Consider the following 25,498-nt stretch of genomic DNA (forward strand, 5'->3'; position numbering starts at 1 on the left):
TTCCTCTGGGTGTGCGGGATCAAAGGGGCGGCGGCCCGGGATGCGCCGGGCGCGCTTCTCCTCAGTTCCGGAACACGCAGAGAGATAGGAACAGCGGCCGGGGCGGAGCTCTCGCTGCTGCTGCGGTGGACCAGCGACGAGTGGCGTTGGCCATCCAGTCGGATCCGCGCCAGGACCCGACGAGCGCGAGAGCGACTGCGGCAAGCAGACCCAACAGAACGGCCAAACACGCAGCCATCAGGTCGTGCCCGTCGTGCTGATTGCCCTGTGTAAACACCACGCCGTCGCTGAGACGGGTAGGCAGATCGACGGGCGCCGCATGGGCTGCCGGCATCGCGTTCTGTCTCTGGCCACGAGCAGGCACAGCGGGGACGGCCGGCGGCTCGACGGTTCCTGGTGCCATCGTCACATCGAGCGCGCTTTGATGCTGCCCGGCGGGATCGGTCGATGCGAGCCCGTGCATCGCGACGATTCCGGCGAGGGTGAACGCGAGCACAATCAGTCGCCACGCGGACAGACGCGTGGCCGCCGGCCGTGCTGCTCGCTCACCCATCACGTCCCATGATGCCCAACGGTCGCGACGATGCCGACGACTGTTCGAAGGATGGACCAGCGTTCACACGGTCGTCGGCGACGGTTCGAGCGCGGGCGAGCCTGGGTTACTCGCGGCTGGGTCCGCATGTCGGGCTGAGTTGATCAAAGTGTGGCAAGGAGCTCGCGGCAAGCCGCCTGACAACGCCGGCACTTGTCGGCACACACTTGGCAGCGCTCCACCCCCACCTCTGCGTGACACGGGCACTCGTTGCCACAACTCCTGCACGCCTGTGTGCACGCCCCCGAGCACCGCGCTCGTGAGGATCGCGTCGCACCCCGACCGTCGGCCTGTCTCGCCCTCGTTTCAGCGTGGGAGGTCGTCGTTCACGGCTGCGCCGGCCGCCCCGCCCATCCCTGACCAGCTCTGGGCGATCCGGTTCGCCCACCTCAGGAAACGGCTCCCTCGAGTTCGGGGTCGCGATGCGTGAACATCGCTCGTCAGGAGCGTCATCAGGCATTCAACGTCGACGTATCTTGCGGAACGTCAATCGAGCGCGTCCCGCTTGCGTTCCAGCAATTCCCGCTCGCGGGCGTTCCCGCACCGCTCCACAGCGAGGCCCAGCGCCTCCCGGGCCTCCACCGGCCGTCCGAGCCGGGTCAGCAGTTCGCCGCGGACGGCGGGGAGCAGATGGGAGTCGCGGAACTCGGGGGTGGCGGCCAGCCCGTCCACGATCGTGAGGGCGGCCGCCGGACTCTCGGCCATCGAGACGGCCACGGCGCGGTTCAGGTCGACCACCGGGGACGGGGCGAGGCGGCCGAGGGCGTCGTAGAGCAGGACGATGCGGGGCCAGTCCGTCTGCTCCACCGACGGCGCGGTGGCATGGCACTCGGCGATGGCGGCCTGCAGGCCGTACGGGCCCAGGCCGCGGCCCACCCGGGCGGCGCTGGTGAGGGCCGCCCGGCCGCGGCCGATGGCGGCGCGGTCCCAGCGGGCGCGGTCCTGGTCCTCGAGCAGGACCGGCTCGCCGGACGGGCCGGTGCGAGCGGGAAAGCGAGCGGCGGTGAGCTCCAGCAGCGCGAGCAGGCCCAGTACCTCCGGTTCATGCGGCAGCAGGCGGGCCAGGACGCGGGCCAGCCGGACGGCTTCGTGGGCCAGGTCGGTGCGGATCCAGCGCTCCCCCGAAGTCGCCGTCGAGCCCTCGGTGAAGATCACGTAGACCACGCTCAGCACCGAGCCGATGCGAGCCGGGCGGTCCTGCGGGGGCGGCACCTCGAACGGGACGCGGGCGGCGGCCAGGGTCTTCTTGGCGCGGGTGATCCTGGCCTGCACGGTGGCGGTGGGGACCAGGAAGGCGCGGGCGATCTCGTCGCTGGTCAGGCCCCCGAGCACGCGCAGTGCGAGCGCCACTCTCGCCTCCCGCGACACGACCGGGTGGCAGGCGATGAACGCCAGGGCCAGGACGTCGTCGTCGATCTGGTCGGGATCCCACAGCACGTCGCCGTCCGGGGGTTCGCGCGGGGCCGGGGCGCCGGACGTGGCGCCGCCCTCGCCGAGGTCGCGGGCGAGGGCGGCGTAACGGTCGTCCTGGACGGCGCGGCGGCGGAAGCCGTCGACGGCCCGGCGGCGGCCGACGGTGAGCAGCCATCCCGCCGGGTTGCGGGGTGCGCCCTCGCGGGGCCAGCTGACCAGCGCCTCGGCCAGCGATTCCTGAGCGAGGTCCTCGGCGAGGGCGAAGTCGCCGGTGTAGCGGGCCAGCGCGCCGACGATCCGGGCGGACTCGATCCGCCAGATCGCCTCCACGGCGCGCCGACCGTCCATCCCGGTCACCGCCGGCCGGTGGTGTCCCGCCAGGCCCGCTCCTTCTGGACCCACTCGTTGTCGTGCGGGCCCTCGTCGGGGTCGGCGACCCGGCGGATCTCGATCTTCGCGCCAGGGCCGGACATCGGGGCCCGCTTGGCCCACTCGATGGCCTCCTCCTGCGAGGCCACGTCGACCATCCAGAAGCCGCCGAACAGTTCCTTGGTCTCGCCGTACGGGCCGTCGGTGACCACCGGGGTCTCCGCCGAGTAGTCGACGACCACGCCTTCCGCGGGGTCCAGCCCCTCGGCGGAGATGAGGACGCCCGCCTTGATCATCTCTTCATTGAACCGGCCCACCCGCTCGATGGCCTCGGAGAGGAAGCCCACGTCCTGGAACGCGGCGTAGGCCTCGTCGGTGGCGCGCATGATCAGCATGTACTTCACGATCGGCTCCTGTGGTCGACGGGTCCCGGTGCGGACCCTCTCATCACCCAGGTCGAACGGTGAAGCGCCCGGATCGACATCGGGGCCGCGGTGATCGACGGCCCGTGCTCGTCGCGCTCGTCTACGTCTCCCTCGCCGCCTGCCGCTGATGGTCCGGTGCCTGCCGGGTGTCGATGCGCCGATGCCGTGACGAGTGGCCGGAACGACCGGCCGGACCGGCAGACCCGACCGAGCAGAACGATCGTTCTCCGTCGCCGCGAGTCTAGGTAATCGCAGGCCCGCGCACGGCAGGTGCAGCGGCGTGAGTCACACCGATCACGAGAAGCCGCCGCCCGCGGCTACCCGACATCGCGTCCACAGTTGAGCAGCGGGACGAGCAGGCCGAGAGGATCGCATGGCGCTGGATCAGGGCGAGCCGGTCGGCCAGAAGCTCCCGGTACGGGTGGCCAACCAGTGGGCCAGCGCAGCATTGACCTTCTCGGGCTGCTCCAGGGCCACCCAGTGACCTGCGTCGATCGTGATCTCGGTGAGGTCGCGGCACCAGCGTCGCATGGGTTCGGCGGCGTCCGTGGTGACGACGTCGGCTACCTGGTCGTACGCCGCGCCGACGAACAGCACCGGAAGATCGAGGTGGCCGTCCCCAGGGGCGCGTGACGCGAAGGCGCGGTTCGCGACGTGGTTGAGGTAGTAGGCGGTCGGTCCGGCGAAACCGTTGCGGGCGAATGACGAGGCGAGCGCGGCGAGGTCGACCTCGCCGAGCACCGTGGTGTCCAGCGGAACGTCCGGCACGCTGCCGGCCCCGCCGAACCATCCACCGTCGCGGCTGATCACGGCGGTTCTCGACACGGTGCCGATACTCGCCGGATCACCACGGCGGTAGAACGCCTTCACCACGCCTGCCGGTGCGGAGTCGAACAGCTCGATGACCTCATCGGCGTGCTGTTCGTAGTAGGCCATGTAGTCGAACTGCCCGGCCGGATATGTCTCCGCCGGATAGGTGGTGCGGTTGACCGACGACAGGAGGGCATCGAACCCGCGTTCGAGCCGGGCGTAGGGGACGCACAGGCTGGCGACGGCAACGCAGCGGTCGGGATGGTGAGCGGCCAGGTTCCAGACCGTGGGGCTTCCCCAGTCGTGTCCGATCCACACCGCGCTGCGTCGGCCGAGGTGATCGAGCAGTTCCAGCATGTCGGCGACGACATGCTCCTGGGCGTACGCGTCGGATGATCCGTGCACCGTCGAGTTGCCGTATCCGCGCATGTCCGGCGCGACCACCAGAAAACCGAGAGCGGCGAAGCAGTGAAGCTGGCGCTTCCAGGTCCGTGCGGTGGCAGGCCAGCCGTGCACGAAGATCATCAGTGCACCGTCGGGCGGACCCGCAGCCAGATAGGACGTGGTGTGTCTCGGCGACCTGAGGACGTGCTCGGTGATTTCCACTGGCACACACCCCTTGCCGGGCGACGCTCGTTCGATTCCTCTCGGGCCGCGCTAGGTCACCAGTACGGCACAGCCAGGGTAGGACAGGTGAGTACTGAGTTTGTACCGAGTTGGTCGTGCGCCCGGTCACACTGATCGGAACCGCCGTCGTCGCGTCTCGATCACGCCTTCGCGACGGCCGTGAGCTTCGGGACGAACGAGTCGAGCAGGTACGGCAGCGAGAGCGCGCTGGCGAACTGCAGGGCGTCGTAGTCGGCGCCCTCGATGAACAGCGACCGGCCCTGCCCGATGGCTGGCACGACCTTCAGGATCGGGTCCGCCTCGATCGAGGCCTTCTCCTGCTGCGAGCCCGACTGGAACACCACCACGTCCTCGTTCAGCATTCCGGCCTGTTCGCGGCTCAGGTAGCCGTAGAACTGGTCGCCGGCGATCGCGTCGAGCTCTGGCGGCACCACCATCCCGAGCTCGCCGAAGAACCGCGTGCGGGTGTCGGCGCTGGCGTGGATGGGGTAGCGGCCGTCGTAGGAGGGGCCGGAGAGCGCCAGACTCTTCCCGATCAGGCCAGGGTTCGCGGCCTTGACCTCGGCGAACTTCGCCTCGACTCGGGCTACGAGCTCCTCGGCTCTGCCGCTCTGGCCGAGGGCGCGGCCGGTGATGCGGGTCTGGTCCTGCCACGGCACACCGAAGTCCCGGAACTCCTTCGGCGGCACGACGACCGGCGCGATCCGGCTCAGCACCTCGTACTGGTTCTGGTCGAGCCCGGCTGTCACGGCCATGATCAGATCCGGCCGGAGCGCGGCGACCGCCTCGGGGTCGACCTCCTCGCGCGGCAGGATCGTCGGCGTCGCGCTGCCTGCGGCCGTGTCGGCCCAGGGGAAGAACACATCGTCCTGCGGGCCGAAGGCGTAGCGCACGCCGACCGGCACGACGCCGAACGCAAGGATCGCATCCTGCTCGGTGTAGCCGAGCGAGACCACGCGCTGCGGCGGCGCCGCGATCGTGGTGCTGCCGAACTTGTGGTCGATCGTCACCGGGTAAGTGCCATCCGTTGTGGGCGCGGGCGCGGCTTGCTCGATCGACGACGAGGAACAGCTGGTGAGCAGGGCGAGCGCCGCGAGGCCGACGGCGACGAGGAGAGCGAGACGGAGACGCACCCGACCTTCCTACCGGAAGTTAGGCAAACCTTCCATAACTTCGCCGGCCGGGCGCCTACGGCGAAATGACGCACGAGCCGACCACTACACGCCCCCGATGTCACGGGCGACCACGGGGCGAAGAACACCGGGTCCTCGTGAGCCGGCAGCCGCAGGCCTAGATCCCATCCATGCCTTTTATTGCTTCTCCTCGGCGCGGCCCGCCGCGCAATTAGCGTGCAACCAGCCAGGGCACACGCCGATCAAAGTGTCGAGTCACGCCAGGCCCGCCCGCCGCTGGTAGTCCTCGACGAGCGCGCGCAGTTCCGGGCCGTGCGGGCGTCGCCCTGGTCGGATGTCGCAGGTGAGCACCTTGGACTCCTGGATGTGGACGTTGGGGTCGAGTGTGATCGAGAGCAGGTCGTTGGCGCTGTCGCCGGTGGCGAGCCCGTTGTGGCCGAAGTGCCATGGCACGCCGATCTGGTGGGTCTCGTGCCCCTCGATGCGCAGCGGTGTCATCCGATCGGTCACGAGCACCTTCAGTTCGATCGCGTTGCGTGCGGTGATGACGGTGGCCCAGCCGAGGTGGGTCAGGCCTCGCTCGCGGGCAAGTTCGGGGGAGACCTCGCAGAACGCCTCGGGCTGTAGCTCGGCGAGGTGGGGCAGGTGTCGGCTCATGCCGCCTGCGGTGTGGTGCTCGGTGAGGCGGTAGGTGGTGAGCACGTACGGGAAGACCTCGGAACCGCTCGGGTGGTGCCGGTTGCCTGGCTGGTCGTACAGCATGGCCGCCGGGTTGCGCGGCTGTTGCGGGTGCAACAGGTTGCTGTGCGGGGTCTCGGCTGGTTCGTAGTGTGTGGGCATCGGTCCGTCGACCAGCCCGGCAGGCGCGAACAGCCACGCCTTTCCGTCGGTCTGCATGATGAACGGGTCATCGCCGGCCAACGCTGCCCCCGCCGTCGCGCCCGGTGGCGGGATGTAGTCCGGCGCGGTCCCGGCCGGGAAGTCCGGTACGTCGTGGCCCGTCCATTTCTCGCCGTCCCACCAGATCAGCGCTTTGCGCTCGCTCCATGGCCTGCCGGCGGGGTCAGCGGAGGCCCGGTTGTAGAGCTGGCGCCGGTTCGCGGGCCATGCCCAGCCCCACTCCGCGGCTACCCAGTCCTGCTCGCGGGCGGGTTTGCGCCGTGCGGCCTGGTTGACCCCGTCGGCGTACACGCCGCAGTAGATCCAGCAGCCGCAGCAGGTGGAGCCGTCGTCGCGAAGCTGGGAAGAGGTGGTGAGCAGTTGCCCGTCGGTCCCGTGGCCGTTGATCTCCTGCAGCACGGCTGCGGCGCTGGGCTCGGCCGTAGGCCCGTATACGGGGTAGTCCCAGGTGAGCGCCTTGATCGGGGCGTCGCGAGGGTCATCCGACCCGGCCACCTTCTGCTTGATGATTCGGCCGAGGTGGTAGAAGAACCACAGGTCGCTGCGGGCGTCGCCGGGTGGCTCGACGGCTTTGTGTCGCCACTGCAGCAGTCGTTGGGTGTTGGTGAATGTGCCTTCCTTCTCCACGTGGTTGGCCGCGGGCAGGAGGAAAACCTCCGTGTTGATTTCCTCTGTGCGCAGCTCCCCGGTTTCGATCTCGGGCGAGTTCTTCCAGAACGTCGCGGTCTCGATGCAGGCGAAGTCGCGGACGACCAGCCAGTCCGCCTTCGCCAGGCCCAGCCGCTGCATCCGGGCGTTTGCGCTGCCGACAGCCGGGTTCTCCCCGGCCACGATGTAGCCGGCCACCTTCCCGTCGGCCATGTCGAGGACAGTGCGGTAGTTGTTGTGGTCTCCGGTCAGGCGCGGCAGCCAGTCGAAGCCGTAGTCGTTCTCCGCGGTGGCGGCGTCTCCGAACCACGCCTTGAGCAGGCTCACGATGTAGTTGGGCATGTCGCCCCAGAACCCGGCAACGCCGACGTCCGGGGCGATGTAGTTCGCCAGGGACGCCCCGAGCGGGCCGGCCGGCATCGGCAGGTAGCCGGGAAGGATGTTGAACAGCGTGGGGATGTCGGTGGAGCCCTGGATGCTGGCGTGCCCGCGCAGCGCCATGATCCCGCCGCCCGGGCGGCCGATGTTGCCCAGCAGCGCCTGCAGGATCGCCGCGGCCCGGATGTACTGCACGCCGACGCTGTGCTGCGTCCAGCCCACCGCATAGGACCAGTTCGTCGTGCGGTCGCGCCCGCTGTTCTCGGTGATCGCCCTGGCGACCTCGAGGAACGTGTGTTGCGGGATGCCGCAGACCTCTTCCACGAACTCGGGGGTGTAGCGGGCGTAGTGCCGCTTGAGAATCTGGAAGACGCAGCGCGGGTGCTGCAGTGTCTCGTCTCGCGGCGGTTTCGTGGCGACCGACGGGCCGCCACTTCCGTACTTGTCACCGCCCGCGGTCAACTTGTGCTGGTGACCGCCTTGCTGGACCGATCCGCTCGGCTCGTCGGCGCCCGGGCCGGCGCTCTCGTAGGCCCAGGTGTCGACGTCATAGCAGGACCTTTCCGGGTCCCAGCCGCTGAAGAGCCCGTCGAGGTCCTCAGTGTCGCGGTATGCGTCGTTGATGATCGCCGCGGCGTTGGTGTAGGCGACGACGTATTCGCGGAACTCTTTGCCCTCGGTGAGCACGTGGTTGATCAGCCCGCCGAGCAGCGCGATGTCCGAGCCCGCCCGGATCGGGACGTGCAGGTCTGCCAGCGCGCTCGTGCGCGTGAAGCGGGGATCGATGTGGATGATCTTCGCCCCGCGCATCTTCGCGTTCATGACGAACTGGAAGCCGACGGGATGGCACTCGGCGAAGTTCGACCCCTGGATCACGATGCAGTCGCTCTTTGCGAGGTCCTGCTGGAAAGTCGTGGCGCCGCCGCGACCGAACGAGGCCCCCAGACCGGGGACGGTGGAGGAGTGTCAAAGGCGGGCCTGGTTCTCGACCTGTATCGCGCCGAGAGCCGTGTAGAGCTTCTTGATGAGGTAGTTCTCCTCGTTGTCCAGCGTGGCCCCGCCGAGGTGCGCGATGCCCATCGTGCGGCGCAGCGGCTGGCCATCCTCGTCAGTGTCCTGCCAGGTCCGGCGTCGCGTGTCGAGCACGCGGTCGGCGATCATCTGCATCGCCGTGTCGAGGTCGAGGTCCTCCCACTCCGTCCCACCAGGACGCCGGTATCGAACGGTAGTGACGCGGTCGGGAAGCAGCACGAGTTGCCTGCTGGCCGCGCCCTTCGGGCAGAGTTTCCCCAGCGAGATCGGCGAGTCCGGATCACCCTCGATCTGCGTGATCTTCTCGTCCTTCACGAACACAAGCTGCCCGCAGCCGACCGCGCAATAGGGGCAGATGGACTGGACGACGCGGTCGGCCTCCGCAGTCCGCGGTACGAGGTGCTCGCTGCGCGACGACCGGGAAGCCTCACCCCGGGCGGTCCAGTCCGCTCCCGTGACCTGCCGTATCACCGGCCAACTCCCGAGCCACTGCCGCACTCCCACGAGCAGCCTCCTCAGCCGTCCAACGCCCCCGCAGCGCTCGCGCCGCTCACCCCGCCGGCGACAGCCCTGAGAAACCACCGTCGACCGAACGGCAGTCTTGACTCGCGAACCGCGCGGTTGAACTCGTGGTCCGAGACACGAGATTGTTTGTCATGCGTGCTGACTTTCCCGTTGTTGACCGACGTCGGCGGACCGACCGAGGGCTCTGCCGCGCCTTTCGGATGCTCGCAACGGAGACTAATGTCGTTCCCCGCAATTGGAGGCCCCCACTGCACCGGCTGGCTGCGCCGAGAACTGGCGGCCCTCATCCTTCACACCGTGGCCGGCCTACGATCCCCAGCTTGCGCGCCGTGGACATCGCCCGTTCGGGTAATCCTGGCCCCTTCTGTCCGGGGCGCAAGCGCACATAGTCGATGGTTCTCGCCAGACCGAGACCGCTGGACCCGAGCAGCCGATCTCGTGCCTCATTGGCTGTGCGCCGTTGTCCGCGTGCTGGTGACCCATCCGAGGACCGCGAGAGCCAGCAGCATCCAGGCTGCGAGGTAGACGAATGCCACGGTGGCGTTCGCGCTGGCCGGAATCGGGATCGGGTGCACCGAGACCGCAGAACATGCCGCCGTGGCCGCGTTCACCTCGGTCGAGATCCGCGGATCCGCCTTCGGGCTTCTCGCGACCGTGCAAGCCATCGAGAACGTCGGAGCCAGCACAATAGCCGGACTGCTCTACACGGTGGGCCTCCCCCATGAGCGCTCGGGACTCCGTGGCCGCACGATCGCCCACCGGCCGGTCCCGGTCATACCTGCTGTTGCTTCCCGCACTGGCTCCCCCGCTCGTCGAGACAGATGTGGGCCGCGGGGGACTCCCGATCGGTCTGTCAACCCGGCGCGCGGTCCCGCGGTGGCGAGTAACAGCCCTCGGTGGGCGTTGGCAGGCTGTGGTTCGTGCTCCCCGGCCTGTTACCAACTCTGCTCGTCATGTCGGCCGCCGCGTTCGGGCTCGCGGTGCTGTCGGCGGTTGCGGGCTCCGTCGGCCCACTGACCGCGCCGTTCGCGGCCCGCACCGTTGCGCTCGTCGACCACACGAAGTTCGCGAAGCGTGCCCTGCACCGGCTCGTCGAACTCTCCACGCTCGACCGCGTGCTCGTCGACAGCGCGACGTCCTCCGCCGTGGTGTCGGGCCTGCGCGCCCGCGGGAATCCGTCCCGACGGTGTCGGCGCCCTTGACCGACTGGGAGTCCACCAACCCTGCCGAGGGCTCGGGGCCGCAGCCTTCCCGCTCACGGACCCGCCTGCCCACGACTTGCAGGATCTGCCGCCACGCACACCCGGTGCGCACCACGTAGAGGATCGCGTCGACCACCGCCCGCCGCGGGTGTTTCCCCCGCCGCCCACCCGGGCGGGTCGCCGGTAGCAGCGGCTCGATCAACTCCCCACTGCGCGTCGCTGGTGTCAGACGGGTAGCTGCGCTGGTGGGTACGGGGCTCGGTCTGACGTCCGGGCATCGGTCCACCGGAACCGAGACAGGCGGGTGATCACACAGACACGCCGAGCCCTCTCAAACACGCTCTGAGACAGTCGCACACGACTGAGCTGCCTCGCTCGCTCCATGAGCTTTCCGTCGGCACGGCTGAATGGCGGAGGCAGAAACTAGCCCGCGGCGGGCCCGGTGCCTTGGACGATGTCCCCATTAAGTCCATCTGGGTAGAAGCCGCCGGAGGAGCCTGCTTGAGAATCAAGGTAGACGATGTTGAGGATCTGCGCGGCGCTCCTGCCGAATGCACGGCCGTACTCATCGGTGGGAACTAGGTTGGCCTCGTCCTTGGTGCCGAGATCCTGATCATCGTCAGCGGGGCCGCTGACCGCGTTGCGAACCGCGGAGATCTTGTGCACGGCGTCGAACACCGAGTCATCCGCGAGCCCTTCACTGAACAGCGTGGCCCGCACGATCCCGGCGTGGTAGGCCTCGGTGGCCAGCAGGCCTGCTGCTGCATCCAGGTAGGTCTTGTTGGAGATGAACGGTGCCGCACCCTTGAAAGCGGTGACTCCTACATCTTCGAAGAGGAAGGCAGCGAAGAGGAAGTTTCGGTCGTTCGCATAGGCGTCGAAGATCTCTCCGGGCTTGATCAATCCGGCCGCAGTCGCCGCGGCGGTAAAGCTGTGGTCAAGGGAGATCCGTGGGCGCGCAGCGGCCGCGTTACCGAGTGCGCCGCGGAGGAACGCAACGTGGGCTCGCTCGTCCATGGCGATCTCGCGGGCGATGTTCTTGATCAGAGGACTACGGAAGGCGACCTGTCGGCCGCCGGACACCTGGCCGGGCGTCCCTGTCCCACCCACCATGTCATCGGGCAGTCCCTGACCTGTTGCGCCACGAAGGTAGAACTCCGCTTCGAGGTACTCCAGGTTGAGCGCGAAGTTCAGGATCGAACCGTCACTTGGCCCGCCTCCTTCTGTCGCGGTCGTCGGTGCGCCGGTGGCGGTTTCGGCGACCATGCTGGTGAGCTTGGCGCGATCTTCCGCGGTTTCGGCGCTACGGTTGATGGCGTCGTCGATGAAGCGGTTCTCAGACATCCTGACTCCTGTGTTGTTCGATGATGACGGTCGTGCCTAGAGGCAATCCGCTGTGATCTCAAATCGGCTGTCGAGACCACCGCTACCTTCCAAACGAAAAAGGAAGAACGTGGCCGAGTTCAGCTCAAAGTACGCGTCGTAGTCCGCACCGTCCTTCGACGAACGGCTCGGGAACCAAGAACCCGGCGAGTTCACCAGGAGGTTGGCATAGGATTCGGCTCGGTCGGCGGAGGAATGCAGGGCGTCGGCCGGCCGCCTTCCGTGCGGCCGGGAAACCGGGCTCACCGATAACGGCCGTCGAAGCTTGATCCCCGGTTGGGTTCGGTGAACCGCACGCCGACGATCCGGCCTTCCTCCACGATCCAATGCAAGTCGTAGCAGGCACGATAGCTGGGAGGCCAGAATGAGCAGAAGCGGCCGTCATCGACGTACCAGTTGCCTTGTGTCGGCCGGCCCTGCTCGACGTAGGTGGTAGCCCCGCTGGATTCGAAGACCTGGGTGGAGCCGTCGTTGTACACGAAGGCGTGCGCCGTAACCGCGATGGCGATGTGACCCTCGATCACAGGGTCGCCATCCACGATATGAATGTTCTTGAGCGTGTCGTCCATCAGTTCCTCCTTCGGAACATGTTCAACCTGGTGGGACGGGACGCGCTGTCGATGTCCGAGGCGCCGCGAGCTGGGTGTTGCTTCCGATCCTGGGCCGCGTCCGTCCGATGGGGTGCGCACTGGTTCGCGAGTCTCACCCACTGATTGATCGGGTAGCAGCAGTGTCGTTTCAGGCGCGTCGGCGTTCTCAGACCGGTTCGGGTTCGTCTTCATCGGCGACGATGTGTACTGCGGCCTCTTCGGCGGAGGCCGCGCCGCCATCGCGACCGATGTCCACCGCGTAGAGGTAGGCGTAGTCGTCGATCTCGCCGGTGGCTTCGACGTCGATCAACCTCCCGGAGCGGGCCGTGCCGGCTTCGTTGTCGTACAGCTCGCCGTCGGTGTCCGAGGTGTCTCCTAGCCCGTCCCCGTCGGGGATCATGATGTCGGGCAGCTCGCGTGCCAGACGGCCGTCGAGGCTTTCGTGTTCGGCCGCTTCCCGCGCGGTGAGGCCGTAGTCGTTGAGCTCCCACGGACGGTCCGGAGGGGAGTAGCCCTCGTCCAGTACGTCCACGACCCCGCGGTCGTCGAGGCTGTCCTCCGGCTGAAGGAGCCCGGAGTCGATGTCGACGCCGTCGGTCGCGTCATTGTCATCTGTGGACATGTCAATCTCCCTGGTAGCGCTGCTCGAGCCAGGGGTCTCCCCGGTCGTGGTACCCGTTGCGCTCCCAGAAGCCGGGCTGGTCTTGGGCCAGTAGCGTCAGCCCGGACACCCATTTCGCGCTTTTCCAGAAGTACAGGTGGGGCACGAGCAGCCGGGCCGGGCCTCCGTGGATCTCCTCCAGGGGCGATCCGTTCACGTTCCAGACCACCCAGGCCTTGCCGTCGGTCACGTCCTCGATCGGCAGGTTGGTGGTGTAGCCGGTGTGTGAACGGGCGAGGACGAACGCTGCGTCGTCGCGTGGACCGGCTGACGTCAGCAGGGTGTCGACGGAGACCCCGTCGAATGTCATGCCGAACTTCGACCAGGTGGTGACGCAGTGGATGGCGCCCTCGTACCGGGACCCCGGGAGTGCCTGGATCTCCTGCCAGTTCCACGTGGTGGGCGACTGAACGAGGCCGTCGACGGTGAAGGTCCAGCGATCGGTGCGGATGGACGGGGTGGCTTCCGCGTGCAGCACGGGCCACCCGTCGCCGGCGTCGTACTGACCCGGCGGCAGGTGCGAATCACGTGCCGTGTGGCCACGCCCCGCGAAGCCTCTGGTGGCCGGCATGATGGTTCCTCTCGTCTGTGTTCGGCCGTGCGATTCGCGCTGGCCGCCACGACGTCACTGTCGGTGTTCGAATCTTGCCGGTCATCCGGCCAGCACGAGCGACCGCAGGACAACTTGACGCGGTACCCGCCAGACCGTGCGACACCTAGCTACCCGTCAAATTTGGTACTGTCAAGTCCAGTGCATACGCGAGGTTAGATCCTCTTCGCCGCAGGCGCTCGCGGCCACGTAGGTGCGCGAAGGGGGCATAGGCCGCAAGTTACACCCCCGCGGTCTGGTCTCTGGCTCCGTCCGAAGATGGGTGGAGTCAGGTCTCAGTGGACTTGACAGTCCAACGAGAAGACCTAATAGTTGGCCTGGATAGTCCAGAGGGGCGTCTGCGTGTGGCCATCGGAGACATCGAGCCTCACCCTATGTCGTTCGAGCGCTCCTCACGATCCACGATTACCCATAGTAGCTACTGCCCTTCGCTATGCGAAGCGGTCTACCTGTCCGCGCAGACGCTCGCCGAGCGGTCGAGCGAAGGCGGTGTGAATCTGGCGGGCTGGTTGGTCCGGGAGGCGATATGACGGAAGTTGTTCCGGTTCCGGTTCGTGCTCGTGCGGCACCGGTGCGCCGTGCGGCCACGGGGACCGTTCTGGCGAGGATGTTGCGGACGACGGATCCGAAGGACATCGCCATCCTGTACCTGGTGACGTCGTTCGTGTTCTTCCTGGCCGGTGGGGCGATGGCGTTGTTGATACGCGCCGAGCTCGCCCGCCCCGGTCTGCAGTTCTTGTCGAACGAGCAGTACAACCAGCTGTTCACCATGCACGGCACGATCATGCTGTTGTTGTATGCGACGCCGATCGTGTTCGGTTTCGCCAACTACATCGTGCCGCTGCAGATCGGCGCCCCTGACGTGGCGTTCCCGCGGCTCAACGCCTTCTCGTACTGGCTGTTCCTGTTCGGCGGGCTGATCGTACTGTCGGGCTTCTTGACACCGGGCGGGCCCGCCGACTTCGGCTGGACCGCCTACACGCCCCTGTCCGGCGCCCTCCACTCGCCTGGCAGCGGGTCGGACCTGTGGATCGTCGGCTTGGTCGTCGGAGGACTGGGCACGATCCTCGGCGCCGTCAACTTCATCACCACGATCGTCTGCATGCGCGCCCCCGGCATGACGATGTTCCGGATGCCGATCTTCACCTGGAACATCCTCATCACCGCGATCCTGATCCTCATCGCGTTCCCCGAGCTCACAGCGGCGCTACTCGGCCTACTGGCCGACCGCCAACTCGGCGCCCACGTGTTCGACCCCGCCAACGGCGGGACGATCCTGTGGGAGCACATGTTCTGGTTCTTCGGCCACCCCGAGGTCTACATCATTGCGCTGCCGTTCTTCGGCATCGTCTCCGAGGTCTTCCCGGTGTTCGCCCGCAAACCGGTCTTCGGCTACAAGGGCCTGGTCTACGCCACGATCGCCATCGCCGCGCTGTCGGTAGCGGTCTGGGCCCACCACCTGTACGCCACCGGAGCAGTGCTGCTGGCCTTCTTCTCCTTCACCACCTTCCTGATCGCGATCCCCACCGGCATCAAGTTCGTGAACTGGATCGGCACCCTGTGGAAGGGCCACCTGACCTTCGAGACACCGATGCTGTTCGCGCTCGGCTTCCTGGTCACGTTCCTGCTCGGCGGCCTCACCGGAGTTCTGCTGGCCTCACCACCGGTCGACTTCAACGTCTCGGACACCTACTTCGTGGTCGCGCACTTCCACTACGTGCTGTTCGGCACGATCGTGTTCGCCACCTACGCCGGCATCTACTTCTGGTTCCCGAAGATGACCGGCCGGATGATGGACGACACCCTCGGCAAGGTGCACTTCTGGCTCACGTTCGTCGGGTTCCACCTGACATTCCTGGTGCAGCACTGGCTCGGCGCCGAGGGCATGCCCCGCCGCTACGCCGACTACCTGCCCACCGACGGCTTCACCACACTCAACACAGTCTCCTCGATCGGCGCGTTCGTCCTGGGTGCCTCCACGCTTCCATTCATCTGGAACGTCTTCCGCAGCTACCGCTACGGACGGATCGTCACGGTGGACGACCCATGGGGCTTCGCCAACTCGCTGGAGTGGGCCACCAGCTGCCCGCCGCCGCGGCACAACTTCACCGAGCTGCCCCGGATCCGCTCCGAGCGCCCGGCGTTCGAGCTGCACTACCCGCACATGGTGGAGCGCTACCGCCGCGAGGCACACGCCGGCGGCCGGGCCGCGCCCTCCGAAGTGGCGGCTCAGGCCACGGCGCAGGAAACGCAACCCAACTCAGACCCACGATCACGCTGACGGAGACGCGGTGTGCTCCGCGGAACCACTGGAGGCTCGGCGCACTGCGATCCGGCCTCGACACTTCTGGAGGAAGGGGGAAGTCTGATCCTCAGAGCGCTCCTGCGGGGGATCCGGCTGCCTAATGCCGTCCGGGCGGATGCTAACCATCGCATCGCGATCGATGTCATGTTCGGCAGCCCCGGTGTCGAAAGTCGGCGATCATGCGCTCGATTATCACGGCATCGACCGATGCGCGACGCCGGGAGCGCTCTCGGATTTGCGGGGAACAGGCCTCGCAGTGTGCAAGATCGATCTCACCATCGAGGTCTCCTCCAGGGCGGTGAGGTCTCAGGCTTCCTCCACGACGCTCTCGAAGTGGGAGACGCGCTTGGGGTGCCGGGGCGAATCGGCGGCCACTTCACCCTAATACCACAACCCGCACTCGGGGTGGCCGGTGGAATCGTGCCTGTGATGTCGATGCTGCGCGTGCAGCTCCTCGGGTCGGCACACCGAGACAACGAGGTGAAACAGGTCGGCTGCCCGAGCATGCGGGCATCCCCTGACCAACTGATGGAGGTCGAGCTCGTCGCCGAGACATAGCCCGCTAGTCGAGTCAGCGCGGACCGTAACACGGCCGTTCAAAACGGTCCCGTTACGTTCCGCGGTCAGTGCTGCTCTACCCCTTTGGACGTGGGGTTGGACCTATAACGCCGTGCAGCGGAGTTGCGCGATGACGACGACATCGACGGGACCACAACCCTGAGATTGCTTTGCCCTCGCCGATTCGGCACAGGATGGGAGCATCAGTGATGCACGATGGCTCCTGGCCAGGCTCGAGCCGCCCAAACTGGGCAGCGAAGACCGAACTGCTCAAGGAAATATCAGGAGAATCCAGGTGAACCCTGAGATGAAGGTACAGAAGAACAGCGACAGCGGCTCGTACGAAGCCGTGGTTAACGGACAGGTAGTCGGCATGATCGTCTACCACGCTCCGCGAGGCGACCAACGCGTGACACTCACCCACACGATCGTTGAGCCTGAGTACCGCGGCCGAGGGGTCGCAACCCGGCTTGTCAAACACGCCCTGGACGATCTACGAGCGCAAGACCTGAAACTCACCAACTACTGCCCCTTCGTGGCGGACTACATTGCCGACCACCCTCAATACAAGGACCTCGTCGACAGTCGATTCCCGGGCCAGGCGAAGGTACCCGACCGCGCACCGCGCGAACGCGCCAACTGACGAACGCCCGCGGTCCTGTATTGGACTAGGACGTCCGACTATCAAGGGTCGGGCGACGCGCTGTCACGGCGACGAGCTGAGTGATGCGGCCTTGCTGGGCGCGCCTCGAAAGCCGGCCTCAACCCCGGGGCATGCGGGGGAGGCGGCTCGCACGTCCCGCCGATGCCGAGCCGGGGCTGCGGGGCCTCGTCCAGGCCCCATAGGCCCTGCCGGCGGCCTATTCGAGGGCCCGGCCCTCGACGGTGACGAGGCCCACCGGCGCCAACATCGTCAAGGTCGCCCTGGAGGCCCCGCTCAAGCAGATCGCGGTCAACGGCGGCCTCGATGGCGGCGTTGTGGCGGAGGAGGTCCGCGGACTCACCGCGGGCGAGGCCCTCGACGCCGCCGCAGGCCGTGCCTATAATCGGACTAGACAGTCTAGTCTGGCTGTCAGGCCGCCACCTAGCAGGCTGCGGTTGCGATCAGGAGGGGTGTGCGGGCCAACCAACCTGTTCGGGCAGCTGATCTCTGGTCGGCCAGGCAATCATTATCACGATACTACCTACAGCGAAAACGGAGGAGATGACTTGAAGCCGAAGTACGGTAAATCGCCGGAGGCCATCGCTCGATTGACCTCCGAGCAGTTCCGTGTCACTCAGGAGGGCGCAACCGAACGCGCTTTCAGTAATGCCTATTGGGACAACAAGGAGCCGGGCATTTACGTGGACGTCGTGTCCGGGGAGCCGCTCTTTGCCTCTATCGACAAGTACGATAGCCATACGGGCTGGCCGAGCTTCACAAAGCCGATCGTCCAGCGCAATGTAGCGGAGCTCGACGACCGGAGCTACGGGATGCGCAGGGTCGAGGTTCGATCCACTCATGCAGACAGTCATTTAGGACACGTCTTCGATGATGGTCCGCGCGACAGAGGTGGACGCCGTTACTGCCTCAACTCCGCTGCACTGCGGTTCGTGCCCCTAGCTGACCTGGAACGCGAAGGGTACGGTGATTACCGCGAGCTATTCAGCGCCGAAAAGGAGGGTGACGCCGACGACCCGCCGGCCAGCGTGAGTTAACCTTGCCCGCCCAAGTCGGACGGCCCGCCTCGGGCATATCCTGATCGCCCGGGAGAACCGCACGGAGAAACGCCGCTGACACTGGCTCCACTCCGGTCGCGAGCTCACCGACCGACATGCGCCCGCACCAGACGCCGCCAGGGCTACCCGACTGTCCGGCGGCCGAGGCACACCGGTGAGCAAGCTCAGGAGTGTTCAGGAACGCACGGCGTCTGCGAATACTTCCAGTTCGCGCCGGATGTATGTCCGGGCCGGTCGGCTGCAGCTGGACCTCGGTGACCTCTTGCTCGGCCAGTGCCCGCACGGCCGGGGCCGAACTCGGTGGCGTCTGTGCCGAGAGAGCGAGCACCGGCGCGCCCGATGCGATCCAGGTCGCAGACCGCCGGCACCTGTGGCACAACCTGGCCGAGCATGTGGAGAAGACCGTCGCCGCACACCACGGCTGCATCCGCGCCGCCGCCGAGGAGATCCCACCCGAGATTCCCGCACAGCCCGGTCGCCCCGCCGACCTGGCCGAGGCCGCCTCGGTCGCGCAGGCCGGGCGGATCGAGAACTCCGCGCTGGTCACCCGCGCCGAAGACCGATACGAGCGGGTGCAGGCCCTCAAGGCTCAGGCAGGGCCATCACGAACATCATGCGGGAACTCGGGCTAGCCAAGGAGACCGTGCGCCGCTTCTACCGTGCCAGCAGCGTCGAGGAATTGCTGGCCAAGCCGCGCACCGGTCGACCCAGCGTGCTCGACGAGTTCACGCCCTACCTGCACGAACGCTTCAACGCTGGGGTGCGCAACGCCAGCATCCTGTTCCGGGAGATCAGCGAGCGGGGCTACCGCGGCTGCCGCCCACCGGCCAGCCGGGCACCCGCCCGCCCGGCCAACGCCAACCCGATCGACTCGAGCATCTGCCGCGGAAGCGGGCTGCCCCGCGCGTGGCGCGCGGTCAGCCCCACGATCTGCTCGGCGAACGTCCGCGCCGAAAGCCTGGCATTCTCACAGAAGAAGCGGCGAACTCGCAGTTGGATCTCCACCGCGGTGGCCGATCAGCGTGCAGGCCAGGGTGAGCAGCGCCGAGAGCGTGGCCTGGGTGCGGTCGTAGCGCAGCGCGAGACGACGGTAACTCAGCAGCCACGCCATCGTTCGTTCCACGACCCAGCGCGCCCGGCCCAGCCGGCTGGAGTCCTCGATACCGCGGCGGGCGATCCGCGCCGCTGCAGGTAGGGGCGGCACCCGCGATAGTCGTAGCCCTTGTCGGCGTGCAACTTCTCCGGCCGACGGACGCCCGGGTTGGTGTCCAGCAGCGCCGCGAGCAGGGTGCTGTCGTGAGCGTTGACCCCACTGATCACCGCGTGCAGGGCATGCCCTTCGACTGCGCGGGCAGCGGGATCGCGCTCCTCTCAACCCTCGGGTTTCGACGGGCGTGTTGGGAGTGGCGGACCGCCGGGCGGGCTGACGCCGCGAGTCTCTGCAAACCTCGCTGGGACTGGACACAGAATCCCAAGCCATGTCGTATACGACATCCATACGACATCGGTTCTGAGATTACGACATCTGATTTGAGATCCTGCGGGCGGCGATCACCCGTGGGCCAGGTCGGCGAAGCGGCTGTAGTGGAGCTGGTGGGCCACGGTGATCGTGCTCGTGGGGCCGTTACGGTGCTTGGCGAGGATCAGGTCGGCCTCGCCGGCTCGGGGGTCGTCGCGCTCGAACGCGTCGGGCCGGTGGAGCAGGATGACCATGTCGGCGTCCTGCTCGATCGAGCCCGACTCACGCAGGTCGGACAGCATGGGGCGCTTGTCGGTGCGCTGCTCGGGCCCACGGTTCAGCTGGCTGATCGCCACCACCGGCACTTCGAGCTCCTTGGCCAGCAGCTTGATCTGCCGGGAGAACTCCGACACCTCCTGCTGACGCGACTCGACCTTGCGGCCCGACGTCATGAGCTGCAGGTAGTCGAGGATCACGAGCTTGAGGTCGTTGCGCTGCTTGAGACGGCGCGCCTTGGCACGGATCTCCATCAGCGTGAGGTTGGGCGAGTCGTCGATGAAGATCGGCGCCTCGCTGATCTCGCTCATCCGCCGCGCCATCCGCGTCCAGTCGTCGTCGCTCATCCGGCCGGCGCGCATGTCGGCGAGCCGGATGCGTGCCTCTGCCGAGAGCAGCCGCATGACGATCTCGGACTTGCTCATCTCCAGCGAGAAGACCGCGCTGGTGAGGCCGTGCGCGACCGAACAGGAGCGGGCGAAGTCGAGGCCGAGCGTCGACTTCCCGAGACCGGGACGCGCGGCCACAACGATCATCTGCCCGGGGTGGAGCCCGTTGGTGGCTGCGTCGAGGTCGGCGAACCCGGTGGGCACACCGAGCGCGACGCCGCCTCGGGACGCGATGGCGTCGATCTCGTCCATCGTGGGCTGGAGGAGCTCCTCCAGCGCCACGTAGTCCTCGCTGGTGCTGCGCTCGGTGACCTCGTAGATGGCCGCCTGGGCGCGGTCGACGACCTCGTTGACCTCGGCTCCGTCGGCGCCGTGGTAGCCGAGCTGCACGATGCGCGTGCCCGCCTCGACGAGACGCCGCAGGATGGCCTTCTCGGCGACGATCTCGGCGTAGTACGCGGCGTTGGCCGCGGTGGGCACCGTGGCGATCAGCGTGTGGAGGTACGGCGCGCCGCCGAGACGGATCAGTTCGCCCCGGCGCTGCAGCTCGGACGACACGGTGACGGCGTCGGCGGGCTCGCCCCGGCCGTAGAGGTCGAGGATGCAGTCGTAGACCGTCTGATGGGCCGGGCGGTAGAAGTCGTCGGGCCGCAGCACCTCGACCACGTCGGCGATGGCGTCCTTGCTCAGCAGCATGCCGCCGAGAACCGACTGCTCGGCCGTGAGGTCCTGCGGGGGCTGACGGTCGAATGCGCTGCCACCCTGCTCCGGCGCTGCCTCGCCCGCCGCGCGCACCGGGCGCGGTCTACCTGCGGGACGATCGTCAGCCAGTGCCATACGCAGCGTCACCCCCAGTCACTATCATATCGAACATGCGTTCGAAGCGCCTCCCGGGTCCGGGGTGACACTCCGGTGAACCGAAGTTGTCGCCGGGCAGGCGATCTCGGACCCCGAGCGAGCAGGTTATGGGGCTCCACCGACGGTTCAAAACCGCCCTGTGCACGGAGCTGGGGACGGGGTGGGGACGGATCGAGAGCCGCCCAGGAGCGGGTAGGGAGCAGCCTGTGGAGCACATGGGGACAACTAGCTTCTACGCTGTGTCTCCGCAGCTCACCGGCATGATCGCAAATGTGGACAACTTTCTTGTCACGACACGCCGACGAGACTGTTTCGGCGTGTCGGGCGCGCTTACGAAGCACACACCTGGCGCGTCCGGACGGTCACTCGGCGATGCCTCCGTCACCTTTCCGCGAACCCGCCGGCGAGCGCAAGGGAGAGAGCGTCCGAGATCAACCAGAAAGAGAACAGGGCGGGACGCAGGCACGTGGCCCGCGTCCCGCCCTGATTACTGTTGGTGACGGTGAGCGCGTCGAGTCAGCTCGCCTCGACGGCGATGTCCAGCTCTGCCGTGACCTCCGGGTGCAGGCGCACCGTGACGGCGTGGGTGCCGACGGTCTTGATCTGACCGGGCACCTCCACAGCGCGCCGGTCGAGCGGCGGGCCGCCCGCCGCACGGACGGCCTCGACGACGTCGGCCGCGGTGACCGATCCGAACAGACGGCCGGAGTCGCCCGCCGCCTTGGCCCGGACGGTAACCGTGAGCCCGCCGAGCTGGCCGGCGACCTCCTTGGCGTGGCCGAGGTCGCGGATCTGGCGGGCCTGCTGGGACCGCTTGATCGCCGCGACCTGCTTCTCCGCGCCACGCGTGGCCGCCACGGCCAGCGAACGGGGCAGCAAGTAGTTGCGCCCGTAACCGTCCTTGACCTCGACGATGTCGCCGGGTGCACCGAGGTTGGGCACGTCGGCGGTGAGGATGAGCTTCATGGTGTAGGTCCTCCGCTGTACTGAGGTTCGCTCGCGAGCTCGCTCAGCGGGCGGTCGAGGTGTAGGGCAGCAGCGCGACCTCGCGGGAGTTCTTCACCGCGACCGCGACGTCACGCTGGTGCTGACGGCAGTTGCCGGTGACCCGGCGGGCTCGGATCTTGCCGCGGTCAGAGATGAACTTCCGCAGCAGGCCGGTGTCCTTGTAGTCGATCACCTGGGCCTTGTCCTTGCAGAAGGCGCACACCTTCTTCTTCGGCTTGCGCAGGACGGGCTTGGCCATAGGGGTTGCTCCTGGTTGTGCTCGATACCGCCACGCGGGCGGAGAGTGGTCTCTGGGTTAGAACGGGGGCTCGTCGTCCATCGCCGGGCCGCTGCCGGCCGGCGGGGCGGATCCCCACGGGTCGTCCATCGGGGCGCCGCCGCCGCCACCGCCGCCGCCGGAACCACCGCCGAAGCCACCGCCGCCGCTACCGCGGCTGACCTTGTTGACCTTGGCCGTGGCGTAGCGCAGCGACGGGCCGACCTCGTCGACCTCGAGCTCGACGACGGTGCGCTTCTCGCCCTCGCGGGTCTCGAAGCTGCGCTGCCGCAGCCTGCCCTGCACCATCACTCGCATACCGCGGGTGAGCGTCTCGGCGACGTTCTCCGCCGCCTGCCGCCACACGTTGCAGCGCATGAACAGCGCGTCGCCGTCCTTCCACTCGCCGGACTGGCGGTCGAAGGTGCGCGGGGTGGCCGCCACGGTGAAGTTGGCGACCGCGGCGCCGGACGGGGTGAAACGCAGCTCCGGGTCGGCGGTGAGGTTGCCGACCACGGTGATCACTGTCTCGCCGGCCATGGCTGTCGCCTCAGCTCGCGGCGGCAGCAGGCGCGGGCGCCCGCTTCGGCTCGACGGCCCGCTTCGGCTCGCGGCGCATCACCTTGGTGCGCAGCACGGACTCGTTGAGCCCCAGCTGGCGGTCGAGCTCGGCGACGGTGGCCGGCTCGCAGGTGACCTCGAGGACGGCGTAGATGCCCTCCGCGTTCTTGGCGATCTCGTAGGCCAGGCGGCGCTTGCCCCAGACCTCGATCTTCTCGACGGTGCCCTTGTCGTTCTTGACGACGTTGAGGAACGTCTCCAGGGACGGCGTCACAGTGCGCTCGTCCAGGCTGGGGTCGAGGATGACCATCAGCTCGTAATGACGCATGAGAACCACTCACCTCCTATGGACTGGAACGGTCGCGGTCCATCCGCGACAGGAGGTTCTCAGGAAGCCCCGACAGAAACGGCCACCCCAAATGGGCAGCGCGTGCGGCATCCGGAGGACGCCGGTCGGGTCGACATGACGAGGCTACCAGGGCGAACGAGTGGAGCTCTGGTCGCCCCCGCGGCCCTGTTGGGCCGAGCGGACCACGCCAGGGAACGGCTGTCGGGGGCGGTCACTACGCTTGCCCGCATGCTCATCGGGGCCCACGTGCGCGAGGACGACCCGCTGGTCACGGCGGACGACCGTGGGGCCGACATCGTGCAGATGTTCCTGGCCGACCCACAGGGCTGGAAGAAGCCGCCGACGCACCCGCAGGCCGAGCAGCTGCGCACGGGCCCGCTCGCCGTCGTGGTGCATTCACCGTATGTAATCAACGTGGCGTCGCTGAACAACCGCATCCGCATCCCGTCCCGCAAGCTCGTGATCCAGCATGCGGAGGCAGCAGCCGAGGTCGGCGCCATCGGCCTGGTGGTCCACGGCGGCCACGTCACTCAGGGCGAGGACGCCGCCAAGGGCTTCGAGAACTGGCGCAAGTTCGTCGAGCGGCAGATGGACGAGGGCGGTTTCGCCGTGCCGGTGTTCATCGAGAACACCGCAGGCGGCGACAACGCCATGGCGCGCCGGTTCGACGCCCTGGCCCGCCTCTGGGATGCCGTCGGTGAGTTCGGGATGGGGTTCTGCCTCGACACGTGCCACGCCTTCGCTGCCGGTGAGGATCTCGTCGACGTCGTCGACCGGGCGAAGTCGATCACGGGCCGGATCGACCTGGTGCACCTCAACAACTCCCGCGACGAGTTCGGCTCCGCCCGCGACCGCCACGCCAACATCGCCGACGGCACCATCGAGCCCGAGCAGCTGGCTGCCGTCTGCGCCGCCGCGGGCGCGCCGGTGGTCGTCGAGACGCCGGCCGAGGGTCAGGCCGACGACATCGCGTTCCTCCGCGAGCGGCTGGGGTCGTGAACTGTCCGCAGGACGAACCGGACGGCGCCGGGGCCGGCCGGTGACACGCTCCGCAGTGGGCCCCGTCCGAACGGACCGGTCCGCTCCAGCAGCCGTTCCCGTATCCCGGGCAGGCCGCACCATGCTGGTCGTGCTGGTGCTGCTCACCGGCCTCATGCTGGTGCTCGGCTACGCCAACAAGGCCCGCTGCACCGGACCGGAGTTCGACGCGGCGGGCCGCAGCGAGCCCGACTACGACATCCGGATCGACCGCGACGTCTGCTACTCCGACATCCAGCACCTGTGGCTCGGCCGCGAGATCAACCACCACGTCTTCCCGTACCTCAACGGCTCGATCACCCCGGAAGGCCAGCTCGTCGGCGGCACGGTCGAGTACCCGGTGCTCACCGGGATGCTCATCTGGGCCGGGGCGCTGTTCGCGCACAACGACGCCGGTTTCCTGCTCGGCTCGGCACTGCTGATGGCCCCGTTCGGCCTGCTCACCGGCTGGATGCTGGGCAGGTTGTCCCGATGGCGCGCGCTGGTGTGGGCGCTCGGCCCGCCGCTGGTGCTCTACGCGTTCCACAACTGGGACCTGCCCGTGGTGGCCTGCGCGGTCGGGGCCGTGTTCGTGATGCACGGCTGGCGCACCGAACGGTCCCTCGCCGACCGGGGCGCCGTGGCGGGCGTCCTGCTCGGGCTCGGCTTCGCGTTCAAGCTCTACCCCGGCGCCTTCGTGCTCCCGCTCGCGCTCTACGTGCTCACCGCGTCGCGGCCGGGGGTGCTGCACTGGGGCGCGGCGTTGCGGGTCGCGCTGGCCGCCGCCGGCACCGTCATCCTGGTGAACCTGCCCTTCGCAGTGGCCGGGTACGAGGGCTGGCGCGCGTCGTTCACGTTCCAGGAGCTGCGCAAGGTCGACCTCACCACCAACTCCATCTGGTACTGGGGATTCCGGCCGGAGTCCGAACCCGACAACGTCGCCTTCCAGGCCGTCATCAACTGGCTCTCGCCAGGCCTCGTGATGCTGTCCTTCGCGGTGGCCGCGGCTGTGGGCTGGTGGCGGTGGCGCCGCAGCGGCGTCTTCCCCTGGGTTGCGGTGAGCGCGGCGATGCTGTGCGGCTTCCTGCTGCTGCACAAGGTGCACTCCCCGCAGTACACGCTGTGGCTCCTGCCGTTCTTCGTGCTGCTGCAGGTGCCGTGGCGGTGGGTCGTCGGCTACCTGATCGTCGACCTGATGATGGGCATCGGCATCTTCCGCTGGTTCTACGCGCTGAAGACCGGCGTGGGGATCGGCATCTACGAGGGCTTCGCGGCGCAGGCCGTGGCCATCGGCGTCTGGGGACGGGCGGCGCTCCTCGTCGTCCTGTTCGTGGTGTTCCTCCGCCTGCCCGACCGGCTGGCCGACGGCGAGGCCGACTCCCCGGTCGCGCTCACAGGGGCCGTTCGCCCGTCGCCGGCCTAGTGGCGAGGAAACGGGGTTTCCG

Annotated in this window: 22 protein-coding genes and 3 pseudogenes; 8 read left to right on the forward strand and 17 right to left on the reverse strand. The window is 67.9% G+C overall.

The window, feature by feature from the left end; all coding sequences use genetic code 11:
* Positions 1-61: 61 nt before the first annotated feature.
* The 6 genes from ACQPZQ_RS45045 to fdh all read right to left on the reverse strand — a co-directional run bounded on the left by ACQPZQ_RS45045 (position 62) and on the right by fdh (position 8,831).
* Positions 62-496: a hypothetical protein gene (locus ACQPZQ_RS45045; protein WP_433290603.1), complete on the reverse strand. Its 435-nt coding sequence runs from the start codon at positions 494-496 to the stop codon at positions 62-64.
* A gap of 582 nt (positions 497-1,078) precedes the next feature.
* A complete protein-coding gene (locus ACQPZQ_RS45050) occupies positions 1,079-2,353 on the reverse strand; it encodes an RNA polymerase sigma factor (protein ID WP_433290605.1) in 1,275 nt (424 codons plus the stop codon).
* A gap of 5 nt (positions 2,354-2,358) precedes the next feature.
* On the reverse strand, positions 2,359-2,778 hold the full coding sequence (locus ACQPZQ_RS45055; protein WP_433290607.1) for a YciI family protein: 420 nt from the start codon (positions 2,776-2,778) through the stop codon (positions 2,359-2,361).
* Between the two features lie 405 nt (positions 2,779-3,183).
* The gene (locus ACQPZQ_RS45060) at positions 3,184-4,134 is read right to left on the reverse strand and encodes an alpha/beta hydrolase (RefSeq protein WP_433290609.1); all 951 of its coding nucleotides are present in this window, start codon (positions 4,132-4,134) and stop codon (positions 3,184-3,186) included.
* A gap of 242 nt (positions 4,135-4,376) precedes the next feature.
* Positions 4,377-5,369, reverse strand: a complete 993-nt coding sequence (locus ACQPZQ_RS45065) for an iron-siderophore ABC transporter substrate-binding protein (RefSeq protein WP_433290611.1) — start codon at positions 5,367-5,369, stop codon at positions 4,377-4,379.
* A 255-nt stretch (positions 5,370-5,624) separates the two neighbouring features.
* Positions 5,625-8,831: a formate dehydrogenase gene (fdh, locus tag ACQPZQ_RS45070; RefSeq protein ID WP_433290613.1), complete on the reverse strand. Its 3,207-nt coding sequence runs from the start codon at positions 8,829-8,831 to the stop codon at positions 5,625-5,627.
* A 917-nt stretch (positions 8,832-9,748) separates the two neighbouring features.
* Here fdh and ACQPZQ_RS45075 point away from each other — a divergent pair.
* Positions 9,749-10,054: a hypothetical protein gene (locus tag ACQPZQ_RS45075; RefSeq protein WP_433299722.1), complete on the forward strand. Its 306-nt coding sequence runs from the start codon at positions 9,749-9,751 to the stop codon at positions 10,052-10,054.
* A 94-nt stretch (positions 10,055-10,148) separates the two neighbouring features.
* Here the strand turns inward: ACQPZQ_RS45075 and ACQPZQ_RS45080 are convergent.
* From ACQPZQ_RS45080 to ACQPZQ_RS45100, 5 genes and pseudogenes are all read right to left on the reverse strand, one after another.
* Positions 10,149-10,340, reverse strand: a pseudogene (locus ACQPZQ_RS45080) (transposase); the annotation flags it as partial.
* A gap of 137 nt (positions 10,341-10,477) precedes the next feature.
* Complete coding sequence (locus tag ACQPZQ_RS45085; RefSeq protein WP_433290615.1) at positions 10,478-11,398, reverse strand: ferritin-like domain-containing protein; 921 nt, start codon at positions 11,396-11,398, stop codon at positions 10,478-10,480.
* 281 nt (positions 11,399-11,679) lie between these two features.
* Positions 11,680-12,006: a hypothetical protein gene (locus ACQPZQ_RS45090; RefSeq protein WP_433290617.1), complete on the reverse strand. Its 327-nt coding sequence runs from the start codon at positions 12,004-12,006 to the stop codon at positions 11,680-11,682.
* 187 nt (positions 12,007-12,193) lie between these two features.
* Positions 12,194-12,649 carry a DUF5709 domain-containing protein gene (locus ACQPZQ_RS45095; protein WP_433290619.1) on the reverse strand — a complete coding sequence of 152 codons (456 nt, stop codon included), beginning with the start codon at positions 12,647-12,649 and terminating at the stop codon, positions 12,194-12,196.
* A gap of 1 nt (position 12,650) precedes the next feature.
* On the reverse strand, positions 12,651-13,259 hold the full coding sequence (locus ACQPZQ_RS45100) for a sulfite oxidase-like oxidoreductase (RefSeq protein ID WP_433290621.1): 609 nt from the start codon (positions 13,257-13,259) through the stop codon (positions 12,651-12,653).
* Positions 13,260-13,824: 565 nt separating this feature from the next.
* Here ACQPZQ_RS45100 and ctaD point away from each other — a divergent pair.
* The 5 genes and pseudogenes from ctaD (at position 13,825) to ACQPZQ_RS45125 (ending at position 18,512) form a co-directional block, all read left to right on the forward strand.
* Positions 13,825-15,579, forward strand: coding sequence for an aa3-type cytochrome oxidase subunit I (gene ctaD, locus ACQPZQ_RS45105; protein ID WP_433290623.1), 1,755 nt, complete (start codon positions 13,825-13,827; stop codon positions 15,577-15,579).
* 877 nt (positions 15,580-16,456) lie between these two features.
* Entirely contained in the window at positions 16,457-16,804 is a 348-nt protein-coding gene (locus ACQPZQ_RS45110) for a GNAT family N-acetyltransferase (protein ID WP_433290625.1), read from the forward strand.
* 226 nt (positions 16,805-17,030) lie between these two features.
* Positions 17,031-17,196: pseudogene (groEL, locus tag ACQPZQ_RS45115) on the forward strand (chaperonin GroEL); the annotation flags it as partial.
* Between the two features lie 78 nt (positions 17,197-17,274).
* Complete coding sequence (gene msrB / locus ACQPZQ_RS45120; RefSeq protein WP_433299695.1) at positions 17,275-17,859, forward strand: peptide-methionine (R)-S-oxide reductase MsrB; 585 nt, start codon at positions 17,275-17,277, stop codon at positions 17,857-17,859.
* Between the two features lie 275 nt (positions 17,860-18,134).
* Positions 18,135-18,512, forward strand: a complete 378-nt coding sequence (locus tag ACQPZQ_RS45125; protein WP_433290627.1) for a hypothetical protein — start codon at positions 18,135-18,137, stop codon at positions 18,510-18,512.
* A gap of 335 nt (positions 18,513-18,847) precedes the next feature.
* On the opposite strand, the pseudogene ACQPZQ_RS45130 reads toward ACQPZQ_RS45125, so the two are convergent.
* From ACQPZQ_RS45130 to rpsF, 6 genes and pseudogenes are all read right to left on the reverse strand, one after another.
* Positions 18,848-19,221, reverse strand: a pseudogene (locus tag ACQPZQ_RS45130) (transposase); the annotation flags it as partial.
* Between the two features lie 210 nt (positions 19,222-19,431).
* The gene (gene dnaB, locus ACQPZQ_RS45135; RefSeq protein WP_344720749.1) at positions 19,432-20,841 is read right to left on the reverse strand and encodes a replicative DNA helicase; all 1,410 of its coding nucleotides are present in this window, start codon (positions 20,839-20,841) and stop codon (positions 19,432-19,434) included.
* 537 nt (positions 20,842-21,378) lie between these two features.
* Positions 21,379-21,828 (reverse strand): 50S ribosomal protein L9, encoded by a 450-nt coding sequence (gene rplI, locus ACQPZQ_RS45140; protein ID WP_433290629.1) that lies wholly within the window; start codon positions 21,826-21,828, stop codon positions 21,379-21,381.
* A 43-nt stretch (positions 21,829-21,871) separates the two neighbouring features.
* Complete coding sequence (gene rpsR, locus ACQPZQ_RS45145) at positions 21,872-22,108, reverse strand: 30S ribosomal protein S18 (RefSeq protein ID WP_241036559.1); 237 nt, start codon at positions 22,106-22,108, stop codon at positions 21,872-21,874.
* 57 nt (positions 22,109-22,165) lie between these two features.
* Complete coding sequence (locus ACQPZQ_RS45150) at positions 22,166-22,666, reverse strand: single-stranded DNA-binding protein (RefSeq protein WP_241036558.1); 501 nt, start codon at positions 22,664-22,666, stop codon at positions 22,166-22,168.
* Positions 22,667-22,676: 10 nt separating this feature from the next.
* Positions 22,677-23,015 (reverse strand): 30S ribosomal protein S6, encoded by a 339-nt coding sequence (gene rpsF, locus ACQPZQ_RS45155; protein WP_241036557.1) that lies wholly within the window; start codon positions 23,013-23,015, stop codon positions 22,677-22,679.
* 249 nt (positions 23,016-23,264) lie between these two features.
* On the opposite strand from rpsF, the gene ACQPZQ_RS45160 reads away from it, so the two are divergent.
* Both ACQPZQ_RS45160 and ACQPZQ_RS45165 read left to right on the forward strand, forming a co-directional pair.
* Entirely contained in the window at positions 23,265-24,035 is a 771-nt protein-coding gene (locus tag ACQPZQ_RS45160; RefSeq protein WP_433290631.1) for a deoxyribonuclease IV, read from the forward strand.
* 121 nt (positions 24,036-24,156) lie between these two features.
* On the forward strand, positions 24,157-25,476 hold the full coding sequence (locus ACQPZQ_RS45165) for a glycosyltransferase family 87 protein (protein ID WP_433290633.1): 1,320 nt from the start codon (positions 24,157-24,159) through the stop codon (positions 25,474-25,476).
* Positions 25,477-25,498: the final 22 nt, after the last annotated feature.

Source organism: Pseudonocardia sp. CA-142604 (assembly GCF_050948475.1).
In the GTDB taxonomy this organism is placed as follows: domain Bacteria; phylum Actinomycetota; class Actinomycetes; order Mycobacteriales; family Pseudonocardiaceae; genus Pseudonocardia; species Pseudonocardia alaniniphila.

Bases quoted from the DNA above. Each gene is read 5' to 3' on its own strand.
- ACQPZQ_RS45050 (WP_433290605.1), bottom strand. From the start codon at position 2,353: ATGGACGGTCGGCGCGCCGTGGAGGCGATCTGGCGGATCGAGTCCGCC.
- ACQPZQ_RS45060 (WP_433290609.1), bottom strand. From the start codon at position 4,134: ATGATCTTCGTGCACGGCTGGCCTGCCACCGCACGGACCTGGAAGCGC.
- ACQPZQ_RS45085 (WP_433290615.1), bottom strand. From the start codon at position 11,398: ATGTCTGAGAACCGCTTCATCGACGACGCCATCAACCGTAGCGCCGAA.
- ACQPZQ_RS45090 (WP_433290617.1), bottom strand. From the start codon at position 12,006: ATGGACGACACGCTCAAGAACATTCATATCGTGGATGGCGACCCTGTG.
- ACQPZQ_RS45095 (WP_433290619.1), bottom strand. From the start codon at position 12,649: ATGTCCACAGATGACAATGACGCGACCGACGGCGTCGACATCGACTCC.
- ACQPZQ_RS45100 (WP_433290621.1), bottom strand. From the start codon at position 13,259: ATGCCGGCCACCAGAGGCTTCGCGGGGCGTGGCCACACGGCACGTGAT.
- ctaD (WP_433290623.1), top strand. From the start codon at position 13,825: ATGACGGAAGTTGTTCCGGTTCCGGTTCGTGCTCGTGCGGCACCGGTG.
- dnaB (WP_344720749.1), bottom strand. From the start codon at position 20,841: ATGGCACTGGCTGACGATCGTCCCGCAGGTAGACCGCGCCCGGTGCGC.
- rplI (WP_433290629.1), bottom strand. From the start codon at position 21,828: ATGAAGCTCATCCTCACCGCCGACGTGCCCAACCTCGGTGCACCCGGC.
- rpsR (WP_241036559.1), bottom strand. From the start codon at position 22,108: ATGGCCAAGCCCGTCCTGCGCAAGCCGAAGAAGAAGGTGTGCGCCTTC.
- ACQPZQ_RS45150 (WP_241036558.1), bottom strand. From the start codon at position 22,666: ATGGCCGGCGAGACAGTGATCACCGTGGTCGGCAACCTCACCGCCGAC.
- rpsF (WP_241036557.1), bottom strand. From the start codon at position 23,015: ATGCGTCATTACGAGCTGATGGTCATCCTCGACCCCAGCCTGGACGAG.
- ACQPZQ_RS45160 (WP_433290631.1), top strand. From the start codon at position 23,265: ATGCTCATCGGGGCCCACGTGCGCGAGGACGACCCGCTGGTCACGGCG.
- ACQPZQ_RS45165 (WP_433290633.1), top strand. From the start codon at position 24,157: ATGCTGGTCGTGCTGGTGCTGCTCACCGGCCTCATGCTGGTGCTCGGC.